20 protein-coding genes are annotated in these 21,588 nt (G+C 50.9%); 11 read left to right on the top strand and 9 right to left on the bottom strand.

What is annotated here, in order from left to right; genetic code table 11:
• Positions 1-89 precede the first annotated feature (89 nt).
• The 4 genes from BUB30_RS32885 to BUB30_RS32870 form a co-directional block, all read right to left on the bottom strand.
• Positions 90-755 carry a CBS domain-containing protein gene (locus BUB30_RS32885; protein ID WP_073143036.1) on the bottom strand — a complete coding sequence of 222 codons (666 nt, stop codon included), beginning with the start codon at positions 753-755 and terminating at the stop codon, positions 90-92.
• A gap of 45 nt (positions 756-800) precedes the next feature.
• Positions 801-1,553, bottom strand: coding sequence for an alpha/beta fold hydrolase (locus BUB30_RS32880; protein WP_073143035.1), 753 nt, complete (start codon positions 1,551-1,553; stop codon positions 801-803).
• Between the two features lie 75 nt (positions 1,554-1,628).
• On the bottom strand, positions 1,629-2,126 hold the full coding sequence (locus tag BUB30_RS32875; RefSeq protein WP_073143033.1) for a CvpA family protein: 498 nt from the start codon (positions 2,124-2,126) through the stop codon (positions 1,629-1,631).
• On the bottom strand, positions 2,123-2,575 hold the full coding sequence (locus BUB30_RS32870) for a GatB/YqeY domain-containing protein (RefSeq protein WP_073143031.1): 453 nt from the start codon (positions 2,573-2,575) through the stop codon (positions 2,123-2,125). The genes BUB30_RS32875 and BUB30_RS32870 overlap by 4 nt, the downstream gene beginning before the upstream one ends.
• A 101-nt stretch (positions 2,576-2,676) precedes the next feature.
• Here BUB30_RS32870 and BUB30_RS32865 point away from each other — a divergent pair, with 101 nt between their 5' ends.
• The 7 genes from BUB30_RS32865 (at position 2,677) to rpiB (ending at position 8,781) form a co-directional block, all read left to right on the top strand.
• Positions 2,677-3,390, top strand: coding sequence for a pyridoxine 5'-phosphate synthase (locus tag BUB30_RS32865; RefSeq protein WP_073143029.1), 714 nt, complete (start codon positions 2,677-2,679; stop codon positions 3,388-3,390).
• A gap of 111 nt (positions 3,391-3,501) precedes the next feature.
• Positions 3,502-4,164 (top strand): TPM domain-containing protein, encoded by a 663-nt coding sequence (locus BUB30_RS32860; RefSeq protein ID WP_073143028.1) that lies wholly within the window; start codon positions 3,502-3,504, stop codon positions 4,162-4,164.
• 56 nt (positions 4,165-4,220) lie between these two features.
• On the top strand, positions 4,221-4,958 hold the full coding sequence (locus BUB30_RS32855; protein WP_073143026.1) for a TPM domain-containing protein: 738 nt from the start codon (positions 4,221-4,223) through the stop codon (positions 4,956-4,958).
• 76 nt (positions 4,959-5,034) lie between these two features.
• Entirely contained in the window at positions 5,035-5,973 is a 939-nt protein-coding gene (locus BUB30_RS32850) for a TPM domain-containing protein (protein ID WP_073143024.1), read from the top strand.
• A 188-nt stretch (positions 5,974-6,161) separates the two neighbouring features.
• On the top strand, positions 6,162-7,430 hold the full coding sequence (gene glyA / locus BUB30_RS32845; protein WP_073143022.1) for a serine hydroxymethyltransferase: 1,269 nt from the start codon (positions 6,162-6,164) through the stop codon (positions 7,428-7,430).
• 62 nt (positions 7,431-7,492) lie between these two features.
• Positions 7,493-8,356 (top strand): twin-arginine translocase subunit TatC, encoded by an 864-nt coding sequence (gene tatC, locus BUB30_RS32840; protein ID WP_073143021.1) that lies wholly within the window; start codon positions 7,493-7,495, stop codon positions 8,354-8,356.
• Entirely contained in the window at positions 8,353-8,781 is a 429-nt protein-coding gene (rpiB, locus tag BUB30_RS32835; RefSeq protein ID WP_073143019.1) for a ribose 5-phosphate isomerase B, read from the top strand. Before tatC ends, rpiB begins: the two co-directional genes overlap by 4 nt.
• Here rpiB and BUB30_RS32830 read toward each other — a convergent pair.
• Entirely contained in the window at positions 8,771-10,165 is a 1,395-nt protein-coding gene (locus BUB30_RS32830; protein WP_073143017.1) for a glycosyltransferase family protein, read from the bottom strand. The two genes, rpiB and BUB30_RS32830, sit on opposite strands and share 11 nt — an antisense overlap.
• A 92-nt stretch (positions 10,166-10,257) precedes the next feature.
• On the opposite strand from BUB30_RS32830, the gene rbfA reads away from it, so the two are divergent.
• From rbfA to BUB30_RS32815, 3 genes are all read left to right on the top strand, one after another.
• Positions 10,258-10,626, top strand: coding sequence for a 30S ribosome-binding factor RbfA (rbfA, locus tag BUB30_RS32825; protein ID WP_073143015.1), 369 nt, complete (start codon positions 10,258-10,260; stop codon positions 10,624-10,626).
• Positions 10,627-10,641: 15 nt separating this feature from the next.
• Positions 10,642-11,868: an FtsX-like permease family protein gene (locus tag BUB30_RS32820; RefSeq protein WP_073143014.1), complete on the top strand. Its 1,227-nt coding sequence runs from the start codon at positions 10,642-10,644 to the stop codon at positions 11,866-11,868.
• A gap of 94 nt (positions 11,869-11,962) precedes the next feature.
• Positions 11,963-14,908, top strand: coding sequence for a DEAD/DEAH box helicase (locus BUB30_RS32815; RefSeq protein ID WP_073143012.1), 2,946 nt, complete (start codon positions 11,963-11,965; stop codon positions 14,906-14,908).
• 2 nt (positions 14,909-14,910) lie between these two features.
• Here BUB30_RS32815 and BUB30_RS32810 read toward each other — a convergent pair whose 3' ends face one another.
• Entirely contained in the window at positions 14,911-15,864 is a 954-nt protein-coding gene (locus BUB30_RS32810; protein WP_073143010.1) for a TolB family protein, read from the bottom strand.
• 139 nt (positions 15,865-16,003) lie between these two features.
• Positions 16,004-16,855 carry a lysophospholipid acyltransferase family protein gene (locus BUB30_RS32805; RefSeq protein ID WP_073143009.1) on the bottom strand — a complete coding sequence of 284 codons (852 nt, stop codon included), beginning with the start codon at positions 16,853-16,855 and terminating at the stop codon, positions 16,004-16,006.
• A gap of 48 nt (positions 16,856-16,903) precedes the next feature.
• Between BUB30_RS32805 and BUB30_RS32800 the strand changes: the two genes are divergently transcribed.
• Positions 16,904-17,710, top strand: coding sequence for an SDR family oxidoreductase (locus tag BUB30_RS32800; protein WP_073143007.1), 807 nt, complete (start codon positions 16,904-16,906; stop codon positions 17,708-17,710).
• Between the two features lie 16 nt (positions 17,711-17,726).
• Here the strand turns inward: BUB30_RS32800 and BUB30_RS32795 are convergent, their stop codons facing one another.
• Positions 17,727-19,619, bottom strand: coding sequence for a DUF3857 domain-containing transglutaminase family protein (locus tag BUB30_RS32795; protein ID WP_073143005.1), 1,893 nt, complete (start codon positions 19,617-19,619; stop codon positions 17,727-17,729).
• Between the two features lie 25 nt (positions 19,620-19,644).
• On the bottom strand, positions 19,645-21,588 hold the full coding sequence (locus BUB30_RS32790; RefSeq protein WP_073143003.1) for a transglutaminase domain-containing protein: 1,944 nt from the start codon (positions 21,586-21,588) through the stop codon (positions 19,645-19,647).

The raw sequence follows: 21,588 nt of genomic DNA, 5'->3' as shown, positions 1-21,588 counted from the left end.
GTGGTTTTTTAAAGTTGGTTAAGCCGGTTTTTCCGAATCTAGTTTAAAGATAGGAAGGGCAGTGGAAGGCGCAAAAGTGTAGGTGGATTTTAAATATCCAGGTAGCGGAGCAGCATATCGATGCGGTCCTTCTCGTCGCCCAGGGCCTTGGTTTCGTGGTAGCGGCCAATGACTTTATAGCCGAACCGTTCCAGGGTGGCCACGATGCGCGACAAGTCCAACTGGTTGATTTTGAGGGTGAGACGAAGCTTGCCGGGATCGAGGGGATCCTCCTTCACGATGCTGCTGAGGATCTTGGCGTGGTTTTCCTCCACCAGGCGGCTGATCTCGGCCAGGGAATAGTCCACGTGATTCATCGACAGCACCAAAATGCCACCCGGGAGTTGCACGGCGGCGGTTTGGGCAAATGAGGTGAGGGTATCCTGCACGGTGATGAGGCCGGTATAGCTTTGCTCTTCGTTGAGCACGGCCACGACCTGCAATTTGTTATCGGCGGCTACTTTGAGGATGTCGTAAAAATGCGTGTCGAGGTGAACAAAGCAGTTTTGCCCTACGAGGTTGAAATCCTTTACCCGTTTGTCGATGTCGTTGGCCTCCAGGATGATCTCTTCCGAGATGAAGCCCAGCAGCTTGCTCTCCTCGACGACGGGAAGAAAATTGCAACGAAATTCTTCCATCCACACGATCGCCTTGTGGGCGTCATCGGATCCTTTGAGGGGAGGGATCATGTGGTTGATAAGATCTTCGGCAATCATAAGGTTGTTATACGTACGCTTTTGGTGGTGCGATTGGATTTGGTTTTATGTTATCAAAAAGTCTGCCACCAGCTCATTAAACGTCTCTGGATGCTCCATCATGGGTGCATGACAACATTTGTCGATGAACTTAAGGTCCGAATTGGGAATAAGCCGATTAAATTCATGGGCTACCATAGGGGGAGTTATGGTATCATTCAGTCCCCACACCAGCAAAGTAGGTATTTTTATATTGGGAATTTCGTCGGCCATGTTATTTCGCTGTGCGGACTTGGCAATGGCCACAATGCGCAAACATTTGGGAATGCTGTTGGTGATCTCAAAGACTTCGTCGATCAGTTCTTTCGTCGCAACTTCCGGATCGTAGAAAGTATAAGACACCCGCTCCTTAATGTACTGGTAATTGCCGCGCTTGGGGTAAGAGCCTCCCATGGAATCTTCAAAGAGCCCCGAGCTACCGGTGAGGATGAGCTTTTTCACCTTGTCGGAATTGTTCAGTGTATAGATCAAAGCGATGTGACCGCCCAGGCTGTTGCCCATGATGATCATGTCGTTCAATTTTTTTAGCGCAACAAAATCCTCCACGAACTTTCGTAAGCCGTCCAACCCCGCTTCGCGTATGGGCATTTCGTAGATGGGAAGCATGGGAATGAGCACACGGAAATTTTTTGAAAAACGGTTGACCACGCCTTCCCAGTTGCTCAGCGCACCAAACAAGCCGTGCAGCAACAACAGGACGGGTCCTTCGCCTTCTTCTACGTACCGGATTCCGTTTTCTTCTTTGACTAAAATGGCCATGATCTTCTTTATCGGCGATAAGTAAGGAAAAAAAATAATGAGAAAGAAAAGTTTTTACCCCCGGGCCGAAACGTGCTAAAACACATCTTTGAAAAAGGGCAAAATTCCACCGATCCAGTGGGTAATTTTTGGAGCCACGCCCGCCACAACAGGATATACCCAGGAGTGGTCGGTCCATCGCTCTGGCAACTTTATTTCCAGTGAATCGACGATCCACAACATAATACTGAGCATAAAAGTTGTCTTCATTATCCCCAGCACGGCACCTGCAGCCTGATCGGCGGCACCCAACAATGTTTTGTTGAACGATGCCTTGATGAGCCTGGCCGTGAGGCTAACGGCCACCACGATGGCGATGAACACCACTCCGAAAGCGACGTAGGGCAACACTTTTTCGTCTATGTTGAAACGGTCGGCCAACCTGACCATGGCCCATCCCATGAGCTTAAATCCACCCAGTACGCCCAGCACGATGCCGATCAGCGAGAAGATCTCCACTACAAACCCGTCCTTATATCCGCCGTAGGCGCCAAGCGCTATGAAAATGAGGAGGGCAATGTCAATAATACTCACGCGGTCAGAAGTCTTTTTACAAGTTCAGAGATGACTTTGCCATCGGCCTGGCCCGACAGCGCTTTGGTGGCGGCGCCCATGACTTTGCCCATGTCTTGCGGACCTTTTGCGCCCACCTGGGCGATGATTTCCTTTACTTTGGAGGCAATCTCTTCCTCGGACAGTTGCTTGGGCAGATAACGACTGATCACTTCCAACTGGAACAACTCCTTTTCGGCAAGATCCTGCCGATTTTGTTGCTGAAAAATGTCGGCCGACTCTTTGCGTTGCTTGGCGGCTTTCATGAGGATCTTATTTTCGGCATCGCCCGAAATTTCACCTGAAGCGCTTTTGTCAGTTTCTGCCAGCAAGATCATGGATTTGATGCTGCGCAGCGCCTCCAGTTCTTCTTTCTGCTTGGCCAACATGGCCTTTTTAATATCGTTGTCAATTTGTTGCTTCAGACTCATACATTATCTTTTTGTTAATGTTTAATTTCGAACGATTTTAGACCGAAACGATAACGGGTTCGTTCAACCGGAAATATATTTGTGCTTTGCGTAAATACAATATGACCAGACTCAGCGTCAATATTAATAAAATTGCCACACTCCGGAATGCACGGGGGGGAAATAATCCCGATGTCGTAAAAACGGCGCTTGACTGTGAACGGTTTGGCGCCGAGGGCATCACCGTACATCCCCGGCCCGACGAGCGCCACATCCGCTATGCCGACGTGATGGCATTGAAAGACAAGGTGACCACCGAGTTCAACATCGAAGGCTATCCGGACGCGCGTTATATGAAGATCATCCGCGAGGTGAAACCGGGGCAAGCCACGCTCGTGCCCGATGCTCCTGATGCCATCACTTCCAACGCCGGATGGGACACGCTGAAACACGCCGCCTTATTAAAAGACATCATCGCCGAAATCAAATCTCACGGTGTGCGCGTGTCTGTTTTTGTCGACCCTCAGCCGCGCATGGTAGAGGGGGCAGCCCGGCTTGGCGCCCATCGCGTGGAGCTGTACACCGAACCCTATGCGCATGAATATAAGGTGAACCGCGACATCGCGATCAAACCCTATGTTGAAAGTGCGCGCGTGGCCAAAGAAGCCGGTCTGGGTCTCAACGCCGGCCACGACCTGGACCTGGAAAACCTCCGCTTCCTGGCCCAAAGCATTCCATCGCTGGATGAGGTTTCGATCGGGCACGCGCTCATTTGCGATGCCCTTTACTATGGATTGGAGAATACCATTCAGCTGTATCTCAAAGCACTGAAATAGAATAAAACAGGATGGAAGTTCGTCCCTGAATTTTAAGGGCTATCTTCACCCGTCAAAAAATAAACCAGGAGCCCACCGGATATTCCGGAGAAAACCAATAACTGTAGCGTTATGAAAATTAAAGAACGATTTTCCGATCAGGATCTGCAACGCATAAAAACGGCAGTGAAAGATGCGGAGAACAGCATCTCCGGTGAGATCGTGCCGGTCATCGTAGAGCGCAGCGGGCAATATATGACGGCCAACTACAAAGCCGCCATCGTGGGCGGGTCGCTGGCGTTCATCCTGATGATCATTTTGGATCGTTACATCATTTCCGATTATAGCAACACGCTTTTTTACGACCCGGTTTTCATTTTCTTCGTGGTCATCCTCGGAGGCCTGGTGGGCGGCTTGCTGCCCAATTTTGTGGAAGGACTGAAGCGGCAGCTCGTGGGCCAGGTGCAACTTGACCAGGTGACACGGCAACGGGCCGAGACAGCCTTCCTGGAAGAAGAAGTTTTCAACACGAAACACCGCACGGGCATCATGATCTTCATTTCTTTTTTTGAACACGAAGTGATTGTGATGGCCGACCGGGGCATCAGCAAAGTGGTGGAGCAAAAACAATGGGACAAAATCGTGGCCGACCTCGTGGGCCAAATACGCGATGGCAAAATTGTGGAGGGCCTTGAGGCCGGTATAAAACGATGTGGCGAAATTTTGTTGGAAAAAGGATTTCATAAAGCCGACGACGATGTGAATGAATTGAGCGACGACCTGAGAATAGATTGATGAACACCCTCCCGTCGCCACGCTTATCGATGAAACAACCCACCTGCCACCCTTGCATGAAATCCCTGTACTTTTTTCTTTTGCTCCTGCTGCCGGCTACGGTGTTTGCCCAACTGAGCATTCCTGAACACGGAGGCGTATGGGTACACGATGAAGCCAACATTCTCACGCCCTCCGGAAAAGCACAAATCGAAGCCATGCTCAAAGCGGAGCGCGACAGCACGAGCAACCAGATCGCCGTGCTCATCATTCCTTCGCTGCAGGGGGAGGCGATCGAGGACTACTCGCTGCGTGTAGCCGAGAAGTGGGGCGTCGGTCAGAAGACCAAAAGCAATGGTGTCTTGTTTCTCATTGCTATACAAGATCGCCGGTTGCGCATCGAGACCGGTTATGGCCTGGAAGGCGTGCTCACGGATGCCATGTCGAGCCGGATAAACCGGAACGAAGTAGCACCCTATTTCCGTCAGGAGAAATATGACGAAGGCGTTTACGCCGGCGCGCGTGCGATCATTCAAACCATTAAAGGTGAATACAAGAACGACACCCCTCCCCGCAGAAAAGTCTCGCGGCGCTCGTCGCCATGGGTCACCATCATTATTATCATTTTGGTCATTCTTTTTGCATCGCGACGAGGCGGTGGCGGAGGCCGACGTGGCGGCTATTGGTCGACCGGTGGCTGGATTGGTGGCGGTGGCTTTGGTGGAGGCGGCGGCTGGGGTGGTGGCTCTGGCGGCGGCGCTGATTTTGGTGGTGGCGGTGGATTCGGTGGCGGTGGTTCCAGCGATTCCTGGTAAAAAATAACAGAACGGTAGAAAAATGAATATGGTCCATTTTCATGGGATGATCCCCGGTTGCAGGAATCTGTCAGGTATGTTTGCTTTCCTTCTGCTGTTGCTGTTGATCGACGTCCCGGCATCAGCGCAAAAGGCCGTGCCGGAGTTATGGGGTCTTCATGTTCACGACGATGCCGATGTGCTCTCGCAGGAAACGGAAGATGCGCTCGAACAGCAACTCAAACAATACGAAGATTCCACCTCTAACCAGATCGCCATCCTCATCCTTTCGTCCCTTGATGGCGAGGCGATCGAAGAGTATTCGATGAAGGTAGCCGAGAAGTGGAAGTTGGGTCAGAAAGGGAAGGACAATGGTGTTTTGTTGCTGGTTGCCGTTCAAGATCACAAGATGCGTATCGAGACCGGCCACGGCGTGGAGGGCACGTTGACGGATGCCGTGAGCTCGCGCATCATCCGTAACGAACTGGCGCCCAATTTTCGGAAAGACGATTATGACACGGGCATAAAGGAGGCCGTCAATGCCATCGTTGCTGCCATTGGCGGAGAATACACGGCTGATGGTGGTGAGGACAACAGTGAGGAGCTGGGTTGGGTGGAGAAAGTTGTTCTGGGGCTTTTTATTTTTGGCATCCTGGGGGTGTTTACCGGTCTCGGCGTACTTATTCCCGACAAGATGGGGTGGTTCTTATACCTGTTCCTCATTCCCTTTTACGCCATTTTCCCGATGGCCATCTACGGGGTAACGGCCGGGCTGGTGATCCTGGTTTGCTACCTGGTGGGTTTCCCCATCCTCCGGTTCATCTTACCCCGGTCATCGTGGGGAAAGAAAGCAGGCAACAAGATCGGAAAAGGAGGTAAAGGTGGAGGGGTTAGTGGAGGTGGTGGCTGGTCGTCTGGTTCGGGATGGTCCAGTGGTTCGTCGTCCAGCAGCGGCTGGTCTTCGGGCAGCAGCAGCGGAGGCTTTTCTGGCGGTGGTGGCAGCTTTGGCGGCGGCGGTAGCAGTGGGTCGTGGTGACCATCCGACACTTAAATTTGATAAGCGGCGATGCCGTATAATAGTGACAAAATGGGTGCCCCAGCCCCTTTTTTTAACGGATATTTCTCCTCTAAAAAAAGCCTGCAAACAACCCGCAAACAAAAATTTGTGTTCTCGGTTGGCTAGACTATTTTTGACGCTTCTTTTAAAAACACCCCATCCACAACATGAAACGCGACAAAGCCATTTTCGACCTCATTGAGAAAGAAAAACAGCGTCAGGAAGCCGGAATTGAACTGATTGCCTCCGAGAACTTCACCTCGCAGCAGGTGATGAAGGCACAGGGTTCGGTGCTGACCAACAAATATGCCGAAGGCCTCCCGGGCAAGCGCTATTATGGCGGCTGCGAAGTGGTGGACGAGGTAGAACAATTGGCCATCGACCGCGCCAAGGAGCTTTTCGGTGCCGAATGGGCCAACGTCCAGCCGCACTCCGGTGCGCAGGCCAATGCCGCCGTCATGTTGGCGTGTCTCAAGCCCGGCGATAAAATTCTGGGTTTTGATCTGTCGCACGGCGGTCACCTTACCCACGGTTCGCCCGTGAACTTCTCCGGAAAATTGTATCAGCCGTCCTTCTATGGCGTTGAGCAAGCCACCGGCCTTATCGACTTCGACAAAGTGATTGAAACCGCGCAACGCGAGAAGCCCAAAATGATCATCTGCGGTGCTTCCGCCTATAGCCGCGATTGGGATTATAAAAAGCTGAGAGAGGCTGCCGACAGTGTGGGCGCCCTATTGTTGGCAGACGTGTCGCACCCTGCCGGTCTTATTGCCCGCGGACTGCTGAACGACCCCATGGAACATTGCCATATCGTGACCACCACTACGCACAAGACCCTTCGAGGTCCCCGCGGCGGGATGATCCTGGTGGGTAAAAACTTTGACAACCCCTGGGGACTGAAGACACCGAAAGGCGAGCTGAGAAAAATAACGTCAGTGCTCGACTCCGGCGTGTTCCCCGGAACACAAGGCGGGCCCCTGGAACACGTTATTGCCGCGAAGGCCGTATCGTTCCTCGAAGCCCTGTCGGACGACTACATGGAGTATATTCTCCAGGTATCGAAAAATGCGAAGGTTATGGCGCAGTCATTCCTGGACAAGGGATACAAGATCATTTCCGGTGGCACCGACAATCACCTGATGCTGATCGATCTTCGTTCGAAAAAACTTACCGGCAAGCAGGCCGAGGAAGGCCTTATCCAGGCCGACATCACCATCAACAAGAACATGGTGCCGTTCGATACGCAATCGCCCATGATCACTTCGGGTATGCGCATCGGCACACCGGCCATTACCACACGCGGTCTGAAAGAAAAGGATGTCCAGAAAGTGGTAGACCTGATCGACGAGGCCCTTCAAAAACCGGAAGACACCAAACACCTGAAAGCGGTGAAACGCAAAGTGAACCGCTTCATGGAAAAATTCCCCTTGTACTAATAAAATCCCTCTAAATCCCCCACGATAACAAACGCCAAACAAGAATTTAACAAACCTGAATCATGCCGCTGGATCAAGAAGAGTCGAATGGTGGAGAAAAAGAGATGAGTTTTCTGGACCATCTCGAAGAGTTGCGTTGGCACGTTATCCGATCGTTGATTGCCGTGGTGATCTTCACCATCGTGGCATTTGTTTTGGCGCCGTGGATATTTCAGAACATCGTGTTTGCGCCCGCCCGCGTTGACTTTGCCACGTTCAAGTGGCTTTGCAAGTTGGGCGATCTCATTGGCCACGAAGCGCTCTGCGTGAAGGAAATTCCCTTCAAAGTGCAAAGCCGTTTCATGACCGGGCAGTTCACCATGCACATCATGGCGTCGTTCATCATCGGGTTGGTCATTGCTTTTCCCTATGTTGTTTGGGAGATCTGGCGTTTTATCAAGCCAGGTCTGCAAGTGAAGGAGCGCCGGTATTCGCGGGGTGCGGTGGCGGCCGTTTCAATTTTGTTTTTCTCCGGCGTGCTCTTCGGCTATTTTATCATTGCTCCCTGGATGGTCTACTTCCTGGCGAACTATAGCATCAGCGACATGATCGTGAACGAGTTCGATATCACGTCGTATGTTTCGACCGTGGTGTTGTTGGTGTTAGGATCCGGCTTGTTGTTCCAGTTGCCGGTGGTGATCTTCTTTTTGTCCAAGATGGGCATTGTTACGCCGCAATTTCTGCGCAAGTACAGGAAGCACTCCGTAGTGGTGATCCTGATCATTGCCGCAATCGTGACGCCTCCCGATCCGCTGAGCCAGATCATGATCACGATCCCGCTCTACATTCTTTTTGAGATCAGTATTGTCATTTCGGCCATTGTTGCACGTCAGAAAGCAAAAGATGAAGCCGAAGAATTACTCCGCGAACAATCCTCTGCATCATGACCATAGCCATAGGCAGCGACCACGCCGGATTTGAATATAAGGAAGCCCTGAAAAAATGGCTGGAGAAGAACGGCTACAGCCTGAAAGATTTCGGCACCCACAGCGCTGAAGCGGCCGACTACGCCGACTTTGCCCACCCTGTGGCCGAAGCCGTAGAGAGCAAAGCATGCGACTTTGGTGTGTTGGTTTGTGGCAGCGCCAATGGTGTGGCCATCACGGCCAACAAGCACCAGGGCATCCGTGCGGCCATTTGCTGGGCCGAAGAACTCGCCGCCCTGTCGCGCCAGCACAACGATGCAAACGTGGTGTGTATTCCGGCTCGCTTCGTGTCTATGGATACGGCGGAGAAGATCACCGGCATTTTCCTGACCACGGCCTTCGAAGGTGGCCGCCACGCCCGGAGAGTTAGTAAGATCAGTTGCTGACCGTGGTGTAGTACTCGCCCTTTCTCACGTACATTTTCTTGAACTCGGGGATCCTTTCCAGGAAGGGACCGAACAAATTGTTTTTGTCGCGGATGACCGACGGCGGGTCTGACTTTATGCCCTCGTATACCTGGATCACGTTGTCGTAATATTCAGCATGGGCAAAAATGTCTTTGCTGAGTGTCCAGTTGAAGAACGCCGAGCCGAGCGGATGTTGTTTGTAGACACTCCAGTCGTCATCCAAAACCAGCACACGCGTGGCCTGGGGTAGCGCGGGAGGATCGGGCACAAAAAGACGTGTGTAATTCACGCTGCCGATGTTATCGTAACGTGCCAGGTAGCAGATCGAGACCACGCTTACCAGCATAACCCATGTGTTTATTTCCGCAAACTTTCTGCGGCGGATCAGCAACAAAAACTGGGCGATGAAAAAGCTCAGGCTGGGAATGAGCGTGATGAAGCTTTGCGGGCGCCAGTCTTTGGAATAGAAAACCTGGAGGATGGAAAAGATCATCCAGAGAAACATGCTTTGCACCAGTTGGGACTGATATTTTGTGAACCGTGCATCGCGATTGAGCATGACCAGAGAGACGACCAGAAAGAATAACGGCACAGCGGAAAGAAACCAGAGACTGCCCGAGGATACGTAGTTGGTGGCGTGAAAGCCGAGGTTTGGCAAGTAATAGTATTGCCACAACTCCGAGAGACCCTCCTTCAAATAGTAGACCGTCATCAGGAAAAAATGGGGAATGAAGAATCCTACCACGAGCAGCACATATTTGCGCGAGGTGTGGCGGGTGAAGATGATCAGGACAATCAATGCACCGATCAAGTAAACGCTGTAGGAGAACGAGAAGAGAGATGCTAGCCCGATATACAGTCCCAGGTTAAAGATCGTTTCGTTTCGTTGCGCGCGGAATTCGATCTCCGTAAACAAGTTGCTCAGGGCCAACAGCAGAAACCCCGATCCAAGCAGCTCGGGAGTCAGCGAAAGTGTGTCGAAGGAAAAGAACGAAAAGATGGCGAAGAGCAGGGATGGGATGTAGGTGTTCTCGGAAAACGCTTTCTTGTTCGCGAAAACGATGCCCAGGTATGACGCCTGGAAGAAGATGACGATAAATGCCAGGATGTGCCGGGCCAATAGCGACCGGCCAAAAACCATATCCAATAAGCCATTGAACCAACCGGCCAGCGGTCCGCCCGAATCTACCAGCTCGGTATAGAGCGCACTTCCGTTGTGGACTTTTTCCCCCACCACCAGGTTTTTCAACTCAGGATAGGTCATGCCGGGTGAGTCGATAAGCAAAGGCAGGCCGATCAGAAGCATGATCACCAGCACGCCCAGGAGGCGGTAAGGGTCGTTGATGCGGAAATATTGTAACAAGGCGACGTGTTAAGTGCACAAAATAGACCAAGGTTTTTATAATTGCCAATGGTTCATTGCTAATTGTTGGGGGATGCGAGATATTTGTCCCTATGAGTGGCACGACCCGACAACAAAAATACGCGAAGCTGATCCAGAAGGAATTGAGCGATATCTTTCAGCGCGATAAACGGGGCATCCTCGACAACGCCTTTATCAGCATTGCCGACGTACGCATGAATCCCGACCTGAGCGTGGCCAAGATCTACATCAGCATGTTGCTGGCGAAGGACAAAGAGAAAACACTGGAGAAGATAAACAAACACAAAAGCGAGATCCGCAAGGCCTTGGGCGACAAGATCGGCAAGCAAGTGCGCATTGTGCCCGAATTGATCTTCTTCAAAGACGAAGTGGAGGAAAATGCAACCCGCATGGATGACCTGATCAAGAACCTCCACATCCCGCCGGAACAAAAAAGCTAACCAATCCTCAAAACGTTGAACGTCCCCTACTTCATTGCCCGGCGCTATTTGCTTTCGAAGCGGAAGAAGAATTTCATCAACGTGATCTCCATCATCTCCATGGTTGCTGTGGCCATCCTTTCGGCGGCCATCATCATCGTGCTCTCCATCTTCAACGGCCTTGGCGATTTGCTGCATGCCATCAACAACTCCTTCGACCCCGAGATCAAAATAGAAGCCAGCGTGGGAAAATCGTTTGAGGTGAACGACGTCCTGTTGAAAAAAGTAAAAAGCGTTCCAGGCGTCAAGCTCGTGACGGAAGTGATCGAGGACTATGCCTACGCCCGCTACAACGATGCCACGCAAGTGGTGATGGTGAAAGGCGTGAGCGACAACTTTATGCAGCAGGACCGCATACCCGCCGAAAGCATTGTCGAAGGCGACCTGGTGTTAAAGAAGAATGGCAAGCCGCGTGCCCTGGTGGGTTATGGTGTGCGGAGCACCTTATCCATTGCCGTTGACCAGGATTTTTATGCGTTGCAATTGTATTATGTGAAAAGTGTGAAGAGCGGAAGTTTCGACCCGTCGAAAATGTATACGCAAAAAAACATTCAACCCGCCGGCGTCTTCTCCATCATTCAAACCTTCGACGAAAACTATGTGATCGTCCCGCTGGATTTTGCCCAGCAATTGCTCAACTACAACAACAAGCGGACGTCGCTGGAAATAAAAGTGAATCCCGGTGCCGACATACGAAACGTGGAAGGGGCTCTGCAGCTAGCGCTGGGAAAAGATTTTAATGTGCTCAATGGCGAAGAGCAACACGAGGATCTGTACCGAGTGTTGAAGCTGGAAAAGTTGTTCGCCTCGGTAGCGGCCATCCTGTTGCTGGTGATCGGTTCCATCAACATCTATTTCAGCCTCATGATGTTGGCCATCGACAAGAAGAGAGACATCACCATCCTGGCGGCCTTGGGTGCCGATAACCGCCTGTTAAGAAGGATTTTCATTACCGAAGGCTTGCTCATTGCCGCTATTGGCACTGGGATAGGTCTTTTTTTCGGTGGCCTTATTCTATTGTTGCAACAACAATTTGGCTTTGTTTCGATGGGTATGAATTCGTCGGTGGTGGATGGTTATCCTGTAAAAATGTTGTTTTCCGACTTCCTCTACGTGTTTTCTATAATGGCCGTGGTCACCTTGGCCATCTCTTCGCGACCAGCTGCCCTCGCGTCACGGTTTGCTTCCGTTCAAAACCTGTAATATCCATGTACTAAATATCCCGAAAAAGGCAGTTTTTTCTGCTGGATAATCCCTAATTTTCAGATTCCGTTTTCATCAAAATGCAGGTTTCGAGATGAAAGTGTCTGCTTCACAACCTTTTCAAATTATATATTCGTTGTATCAACACGAATACCTGGGATTCGTGTTTGAATCCTACATTGTCCATCTCGACGAAAAAGGGAAGCTCACGTATCAGCACCAGAACATTTCCTCCAAAAACGCCCGCGAATTTTCGAAAGGTCTCGATGACCGCGACTTCGAGCTGATCGAACTCATGGACTCCATGACGCAGGAATCGATCGTAAAGAAATTTTCCGCCAAGTTCATGAAACCGGAAGAGTTCTTTTCCAAGACCTACGACAAAGTGAAGGGCAACGAAATGCTGCAAGAGCAGATCGAAGACTACATGGAGAAACGCCGGGCCAAGATCCTGGAGAAAATGAAAGGCAAAGTGCTTTTCGAAATGGGCAACGACGGCGAGCCCACCTGGCGCAAAATAGAAGTGCTCGACAAGCGCGCCACCATCCAGTTCCATTTTATGCGAACGGACGATCACACGAACTACTACCCCACCATATTCTACCAGGGGAAGAAACTGGACCTCCCCAACCCATCGGCCTACCTCATCTGTAAGAGCCCGGCCTGGATGGTATTGAACGGCCGCCTCCACGGTTTTGAAAAGCACGTCGACGGCAAAAAACTGATCCCGTTTTTTACCAAGAAATATGTGGTCATCCCGAAGAACGTAGAAGAAACGTACTACAACCGTTTTGTCGCGCCCCTCATTGCCTCGTTCGACGACGTGGAGGCCAGCGGTTTTGAGATCAATAAAAGCACCTACGATCCACACCCTGTGCTGACGCTCTCGGAGCTTCACTCGGCACAAACCACGTCGGCTCCATCGCTTTTCGAAGACCGCCGTCCCGCTGAGGAGGCGGCTACCGACGAGGCCGGCAAAATTGTTTTTGACCTTTCGTTTAAATACGGCAAGCATCGTTTCCGCGGCGACCACCTGGGACCGGTCAGCGTAACCTTGGAAAAGCAAGGCGAAGGCTACGTGTTCCATCGCGTGTCGCGCCGCAACGACGACGAGAAGAACTTTTTGCACACCCTGCAAAAGTTGGGATTGCCCATGAAAGGATTTCGCGTGGCCATACCCAAGTCGGAAGCTTTCTCGTGGTTGAACGAGAACCGTGTGAACCTGCTCAACCTGGGTTTTGAAGTGAGCCAACCGGAGAGCCGCGACAAAAAGTATTTTGTAGGAAAAGCCGTGATCGAAGTGGAGGTGAAGGAGAACATCGACTGGTTCGATATTCATGCCAAGATCCGTTTCGGTGAATTCGAAATTCCGTTCAAGGATTTGCGAAAGCTGATCCTTCGCAAAAAAGTGGAATTCAAATTACCCAACGGTGAGATCGCCATTATACCCGAAGCATGGCTCACCAAATATGCCGACCTCTTCGCCTTGAGCGAGACGGATGGTGACAATGAGAAACCCGTGCTGCGCAAACATCACCTCAACCTGGTGAAGGAGTTGGAAGAAGGCAACCTGGCCAAGGTCCATCTCAGCGAAAAGTTGCGTTCGCTCAATTCGTTTAGCGGCATAAAAAATTACCCGCCGCCGCAAGGCTTTTCAGGCGAGCTTCGTCCCTATCAAAAGGCGGGCTACAACTGGCTGCGTTTCCTCAACGAATACAGACTCGGTGGATGTCTGGCCGATGACATGGGTTTGGGTAAGACCGTTCAAACCCTGTCCATGCTACAGGCTGAAAAAGAAAACGGCTCGGGCACTACGCTCCTCATCATGCCCACATCCCTCATCTACAACTGGGAGATGGAGGCCAGCAAATTCACACCGGGGCTGCGTTTGCTCAACTACACCGGCACTATGCGGAACAAGGATGTGCGCCGTTTTGAAAAATATGACCTGGTACTCACCTCCTATGGCATTACCCGCCTGGATGTTGAGTTGTTGCGTGAGTTTTATTTTAACTACGTGATCCTCGACGAGTCGCAGGTGATCAAGAATCCCACATCGAACATTGCCAAAGCTGTGCGCGAATTGAAGTCGCGGCATAAACTGGTGCTGACGGGAACGCCTATCGAGAACACGACGATGGACCTCTGGTCGCAGATGTCGTTTATCAACCCGGGCATTCTGGGAACGCAAACATACTTCCGGAACGAGTTTCAGAATCCGATCGAAAAGAAAAATGACGAGGCACGGTCGAAGAAGCTGCACTCCGTGATCAAGCCATTCATCTTGCGCCGGCATAAATCACAGGTGGCCACCGAGCTTCCCGAGAAAGTGGAGAACATTCAATATTGCTCCATGACCTCTGAGCAGGAGAAACGCTACGAAGAGGTGAAGGCACATTACCGCGAGAAGATCTTCAAGCTCATTGAACAGGAAGGCCTCGGCAATAGCCGCTTCATGATCCTGGAGGGACTCACCAAGCTTCGCCAAATTGCAAACCACCCGCGCATGGTGGAGCAAGGCTATTCGGGCGATTCCGGAAAAATGGAAGACATCACACACATGTTGGAGAACGCTATTGCCGAAGGCCACAAGGTGCTGGTCTTTAGCCAATATGTGAAGCACCTGGAAATTGTGCGTCAGTATTTGAAGTCGAACAAGATAGACTACACCTACCTCGACGGCTCCAGCACCGACCGCAAGGAGCAGGTGGAGCGCTTCAACAAAGACACGTCGTTAAAAGTATTTTTGATTTCCATAAAGGCCGGTGGTCTCGGATTGAACCTCACGGAAGCCGACTACGTCTTCATTCTCGATCCCTGGTGGAACCCAGCCGTGGAAGCACAGGCCGTGGACCGCGCGCACCGCATCGGTCAGAAGCGAAAAGTGTTCACCTATAAATTCATTACACGCAACACGGTAGAGGAAAAGATCCTCACGCTGCAACAGCGCAAGTTGCGCCTCACCACCGAGCTGATCACCACCGAAGAAAGCTTCATGAAGCAGCTCACCAAGGAAGACATCGAACAGATGTTGTTGTAGTCTCACTTCAGGGCACGCACCAGTGTCTGAAAATCGATCCAGTAAATATTTTCCGAACCATTGCGCACGCCGTTGTAGGCCTTGACCAGCGCCGCGTGTGTGGCTGGTTTTTCATAAGTCGCCGGGAGATCGTGGCGGCTGCTGGTGAAGAAGAGGATCTTCTGGTCGAAGGAAACAAAGGGACAATAGTCCAACTTCGGCGAGTTGAGCGCGCTCACATTTTTGGCGGGCTGCCAGGCGCCGCCGGCATCGCGAAAGCTGATGTAGAGATCGCCGCCACCCTGATCGTCTTTGCGGCCATAGGAAGTGAAGAGAATGAATTTTTCATCGGGTGAAACAAAGGCATTGAATTCCCATAGCTTCGAATTAACGGCGGTGTCGAGCGCTATACTCTCCCCGTATTTTCCACCCTGCCATGGGCACATGTAAATGTCTTCTTTGCCCACACCTTTCTCATACTCCGAAGTGAAGTACAGATTTCCCGACAGCGCAACCGACGGATAGAATTCATTTGCCCCGGTGTTTACAGGTGCGCCCACGTTGCGGGGCGAAGACCATGTGCCGTCTTTGGTTCGTTCAACCACCCAGATGTCAAAGTCTTTTGGCTGTGTGTCGCTGAGTGGTCGGTTGGAGCTAAAGAATAAGCGATGACCGTCGGCGCTGAACGCCGGCTCGAGGTCTTTGAATTGTCCGGAGAAAGGAGCGACTTCTGGCGCTGACCATTTGTTGCCCGGAAGTTTGTGCCGATAGAGAATGGTGGAGAAGGCGTTTTGAGCCGCCTCCAGCGTATAATACATTTCTTTTCCATCGGGCGAAATGGCCATGTCGCGCTCGTTGAGGTTTGTGCTCACAGACCCCTCCATGAAAAGGCCAGGATGGGTCGGAGGTTGCAAAGGTTGGGATTGTGCCAGCATCGTGGAAAAGCTCAGTGCAAGCAAGGGTAGACAGGCTTTCATAGGAAAAGGTTTAATACAATCTTAGGAAGAATGCTCAGGCCAACTGCCGCCCCAGACGGGGTATTTTTCGGGTTAGAACAAGGTACAAAAACCCGGCGCATGTTTCAATTTGCTATTTAGCGTAAACCCGCCCCACGGGCTAGGCTTCGAGGTGGCGCGTCTTCCACCGGTTGTGTGACCATAGCCACTGCGATGGATTTTCGCGGATCACCTTTTCGAGTTCGCGCACATAATGGTCCATCACCACATCGCTGTCTTTTGCATACGGCGGCCGGGCCAGCTCTACGATATGGGTTTCATAATAGCCGCGTTTCACCTTCTTCATGGCGTAATACATGACCGGGTACTGGGTAAGTTGTGCCAACTGGTTTGAGCCGTAGAAAAAAACAGTGTCCTGATTCAGAAAACGGGTGGCATATTTTTTATCGTGTTTGTAGCCCGGGTATTGGTCTCCTACCAAAGCGATGTTGCGCACGATGTGCCTGCGCTTCACAATCTCGCGTGCCACTTCATCGCGCTTGATGCCATAGGCTCCAAAACGGGTCCGGCATGCATACGAAAAATCATCAAAGAATTTACTGTTCACCGATTGGTAGACAAAGTCCATTTGCCCCGGCAGGGTGAACGACCCGGCTACCAGCAGCCACTCCCAATTGAAATTGTGTGAGGCCAGGTTCAGCAACGATTGCCCGTTGAGGATGTAGCGGTTGGATACTTCCGGATTTTTGAAGACTACCCGCCGGCCAAGCTCTTCCTGGCTGATGGTGAGCAGCTTCAGCATCTCTACAGCATAGTCGCACAAATCCTTAAAGAACTGTTTTTCGATCTGGTCGCGTTCGGCCTGGGTCTTCTCGGGAAACGAATTTTTGAGATTCTTTTGCACCATAGCCCGCCGGTAGCGCACCAGGTAATAGCTCACGGCAAAAAGGAAATCTGAAAATGCATAAAGCACCGGCAGGGGTAACCGGGAGAGCAAGCGTATGAAAAACATAGCAGGTTTGTGCCGGGCAAGTTAAACAACTATTATTACTTTTGGCGCATGAAGCACAAAGTTGTCGTGATCACCGGGGGAACCTCCGGTATTGGACTTGCCCTGGCCCAGGAGTTCGGGCTGAAGGGTTCCAAGGTCTTTATTACCGGAAGGGATCAGACCGGTCTTGACAAGGCCGTGGCAGAGCTTCGCGACAAGGGCATCCTGGTCTATGGACTACAGGCCGATGTCAGCAAAGAGGAAGACAACAAGCGGATGGCCGAAGAGGTGATCAAACGCTATGGGACCATCGATGTGCTCATCAACAACGCGGGCATTTCCATGCGGGCTTTGTTTGAGGATGTCGACCTGGAGGTGGTGAAGAAAGTGATGGACATCAACTTTTACGGCGTGCTCTATGCGACCAAATATTGCCTTCCCGAGATCGTAAAAAACAAAGGGTCTATTGTGGGCATCTCGTCGATTGCCGGCTATTGTGGTCTGCCCGGGCGCACCGGTTACTCAGCTTCCAAGTTTGCTCTGAACGGTTTCCTGGAAGTGTTGCGCACAGAATACCTGAAAAGGGATGTCCACGTGCTCACGGCCTGCCCGGGATTCACGTCGTCCAACATACGCAAGCGGTCGCTCACAAAGAACGGAAAGGCCCAGGGCGAATCGCCCCGCGAGGAAGGCAAGATGATGACGGCCGAAGAGTGCGCCCGTCATATCTACAAGGCCACCGTGAAGCGCAAGCGCAACATCGTGCTCACCACCGAAGGAAAAATCGCCGTGTTCCTCAGCAAATGGCTGCCCAGCCTGTCGGACAAAATCGTCTACGAGGCCATGGCCCGGGAGACGGATGCGCCCATTAAATAATTACATAATTTCTGCTCTAGGTTTTGCTGAGGAAGACGAGCTTGGTGTTGTCTGCCCGGTTCAGGCTTTTGAAGAAGTCCATAAATTCCGCGTACGATTCCGCAGGGTATTCGCCGCGCTGGACTTTCAACCGACGCACATAGATGAGATCGTTCTGATCCAATTTAAAGTCGGCTTGGTATTCGCCAAAGCGAGACTTCAACGTCACAGGCTTGGGCAGGAATTCCGGATAGATGCCTTCGGGCAAATGGTAACGGATCGTGTCCAGGTCGACAAAGGCGTTGTGAAGCACGACCTTGGTTTTGCGGCTTTCGGTCTTCTCAGGGACGAAGGCTGAGCGATTCATCAGGTTAGGGGTGATGAACACGCGCTTGCCGCTCACGGTGGCAAAACGCTTCAATGAAAGGTCGACGGCTACTTCGGCCGATGGAATTTTGTCTTTGTGATTCTGCATCTTGAAGGATGTGATATCAAAGCTGGGGATATCGATCACTCGTTGCAGCCATTTCTTTTGCTCGTCGAACTGATTGTTGAGGATGAAGTTCAAGCCATCGTCTTCGTATTTCAACCCGCTGTAGGTGGTTTTCACTTTCGCCGTGGCATCTCCGGTGAGTTGAAGAAATACGTCCGCCGTACGCGTTTGCAAATTCTTTTCGGCGGGATAGCGCAGCGTGTTCACCACCTTGGCACCGTTGTCGGTGATGATCAACGCTTGCCGGTCGCCCGTAAACGTGCCCTGGTATCCGAAGGGATCGGTTTGACTGGTGCATTCCATCCATACCGTATCTTTTTTCAACGGAACACAAACCGTGGCGTGGTTGAATTGGGTTTGCGGAAACTTTGGATCGATCTCCAGGTGCTCATCACCCGAAAAGATCAAGGCATAGTGCGCTTTGATGCCCACTTCTTTCAACATCGCCACCATATAGTTGGACAACGCCTTACAGTCGCCATAGCCTGTTTGATCCACCACAGAAGCTTCAAAAGGCTGATACCCTCCGATGCCCAGACGGATGTTCACATAGCGGGTTTTTCCCTGGAGGTATTCGTAGATGATCTTGATTTTTTCTTCGTCGGTTTTTCCCTGCGCGGCCAGGCTTCTGACTTTTTGTTTGGTGGCTTCGGGCAATACGTCGCGGCCTTTGTTTAAGGAATTTATCCAAAGACCGAAGTTGTCCCAGGTATCCATGGTGCCGACATAGCTTTCGTATTCAAAATTGGTCGGCGCAGCCTCGATGTATTGATGCTGATACCGGTCGTCGCTATAGGACTCCAGCTTGAGCGGCTTCACATTGGTGAATTCGAAGGAAATTGACCCACTGCCATCGGGACGCTTTTCGGTGGCTGGCTGCTTTGGAAGATTGTAGGTTTTGTAGCGGGGTGCGAGATTGGCGGCGGAATATTCCAGCCGGTAGAGCGAATGCTCGACGGAGCCCTTTTCACCCACGGTAACGTAGAAATCAGGGATAAAAAACAGAAACTTAAACTCCAGGTCGTATTCAATTTCGATAGTGTAAGGGTAAGTCCCCTGGGAAAGGTCGAAACTTTTCACACGGCTGTCGCTGAACAATGTGATCCCGTCGAACACACTACGATCCTGGATGTCGCTGTTCTTCAGCTTGGCGATCTCGAATCCCTCGGCATTGTAGACCGTTGCTTTTAGCGATGTGATCTTTTTCAACTTGTCATAGAAAACCGCCTCGCTTGCGTTGCCCTTGGCATTTGCATTCAGAATGGTTTTGACCTGGTGAACATGATAGAGGGCCTTGCTCCGCGTGATGATGGAAAAGACAGCCTGGTCCTCACGATACACCACGTTCACATCTTTTTTCATTTCCTCGGAAATGGCGCTCACCGGAAACTTTGGTGCATCTTTGGCGAATGCTGATGCAACCGACCAACATATCATAACAAGAATTAACCCTCTCATATTTTTATTTCTTTTTTAATACAATTTGTTCAGCCTGTTTGGAAACCACCAGGTTATACAATTCCCGCAGGTCGGGATATTCTGTTTGATCAAACAAACTTTTGTTGATCTGCAGCAAGCTCACCACGTTCAGGACATTGCCGGCCTGTGTTACATTGTAAGCATACTTCGCGGCGCCATTCGGCAATGTTAGCAACTTGGGTTTTGGTATTTCGTCCACCACGATATCGTCGGGCAGCGTGAACCGCGCCACGTAAGTTGTCTCAAAGGGTTTTCCAAAATCCACCGGGTATTCGCGATTTTCGAGCTTGAAAACATTCTCCTGGATCTGCTCAGAAAGCATAGGATTTAAATACAACAAATCACCGGACATCGTCACGTGTTCGCTAACGACTACGTCGTGTGACTGTCTTGGATTCTTCTTGATCTCGCTTAGGTTTTGAAATTCGCTTTTCTCAATCTCGGTCCACAATTTTTTTGAAAGGAATGCCTTTAAATAGGCAGACTCGCCCTTTTTAAAATAATTGCTGCGAAGCTCCTGGGCGGCATAGCCATCATAGGTGAAACTCATTTTTCCCTTTAACTCCCCCTGGCTATCGATAACAAGGTCGGAATTTATGCTGGTACGCGCCTTGACCTTAGGCTCGATGGGTATCCATCCGAAGCGCGTCTTGGAGATAACAAGTCCCTCGCCGTTGAGGCAACGTTCGGGCAAGATACCTATGGGCAAATATTTTTCGGTGGCGTCGAGCAACAACAGCTTGTCGCCCAGTTTTACCGACGCAATAGCATAATTCAATTGCCGGTCCATGGGATACATTTTGCGAACAAAACCGTGATCGCGGGTGCTGAGCAAAACCATGTCGACGGGAATGTCCACTTTATCCAGCAGGGCAGCTACTACGAAATTGATGTCGGCTGCTGAACCTTTTTTATCTTCGAATACTTTTTTGAGGTTGTCGGGATATTTGTCATTGATTTCGTTCCACTCCAGCGTTTGTTGAACGTAGCGAAATATCGCCTCCACTTTTTGCTCGGGATCGGTTAGACCGGCTGTCACCTCCAGAGCTTTAGCCTTTAGGAATCCCGACCCCGTTATCATCTTACCGAATTCATCATGATCAACCAATCTATCGCTGAGACGCTCCCAACTGCTCATGATCTCCAGTGGCATCTCATTGCGAAATGACACATGCGAAAGCGCAATGTTTATTTTAGAGAAGTAGTCATTCTTGCAGGTCATAAAGGGCTCTGCTTTGAAAGCGGGCACATTTTTGGAAATCCAATGGTGGGCGAACTCCACGTAGTCGGTATGATTTACGGTCTCCACTTCATACAGCGTGGTGGGGACATAGCCTTGCATATATTTCTCGAACACAAAGAATTCGTGCAAAAATGCCCAATACTCACTCCAGCGCACGGGAATGTCAAACTGAAATTGCCAATTGGGAAAAGCGGTCAAAAAATCAGACGCTATCGTTACATTCAGTTCAAGAACAGAACCCTCTTTAACGTTCGGAAAAGTAAATTTCTGAAGGTTGATGTTATGGCTATGATGTTCTTTGAATACACTGGATTTTTCCATTTCGGTCTCCACCAGTTTCCCGTGCTCGAGGTTAAACGTGCTTGCCCTCAGTCGCGTGATGCGTTCTTCATGCCCACCATCGTGAAATAGTGGAATAATAAAATTCGCCCAATTCAGACCCTCTTTTTTTAGGATCTTAATGCGCACATGACGCTCGTAAGTCAATCGCACATCAACGGCATTGATGGAGGTGTAGACCTTGCCAAAGTCTGTGAGAACAACGGCGACTGCAGAGGTATCCAAGGGGTAGGTGGTCATTTTGAGATCTTCCAACGGAATTATCCCGTACAAAATGGGCGATTTCTGCGCACAAACATGACACACCGTCAAGGCAAGGAAACCTGAAAACAGCAGCGCTTTCAT

This window comes from Chryseolinea serpens (assembly GCF_900129725.1).
Taxonomy (GTDB): domain Bacteria; phylum Bacteroidota; class Bacteroidia; order Cytophagales; family Cyclobacteriaceae; genus Chryseolinea; species Chryseolinea serpens.
The sequence above is the reverse complement of the archived record's forward strand: the minus strand, read 5'-3'. Positions and strand labels throughout refer to the sequence as shown.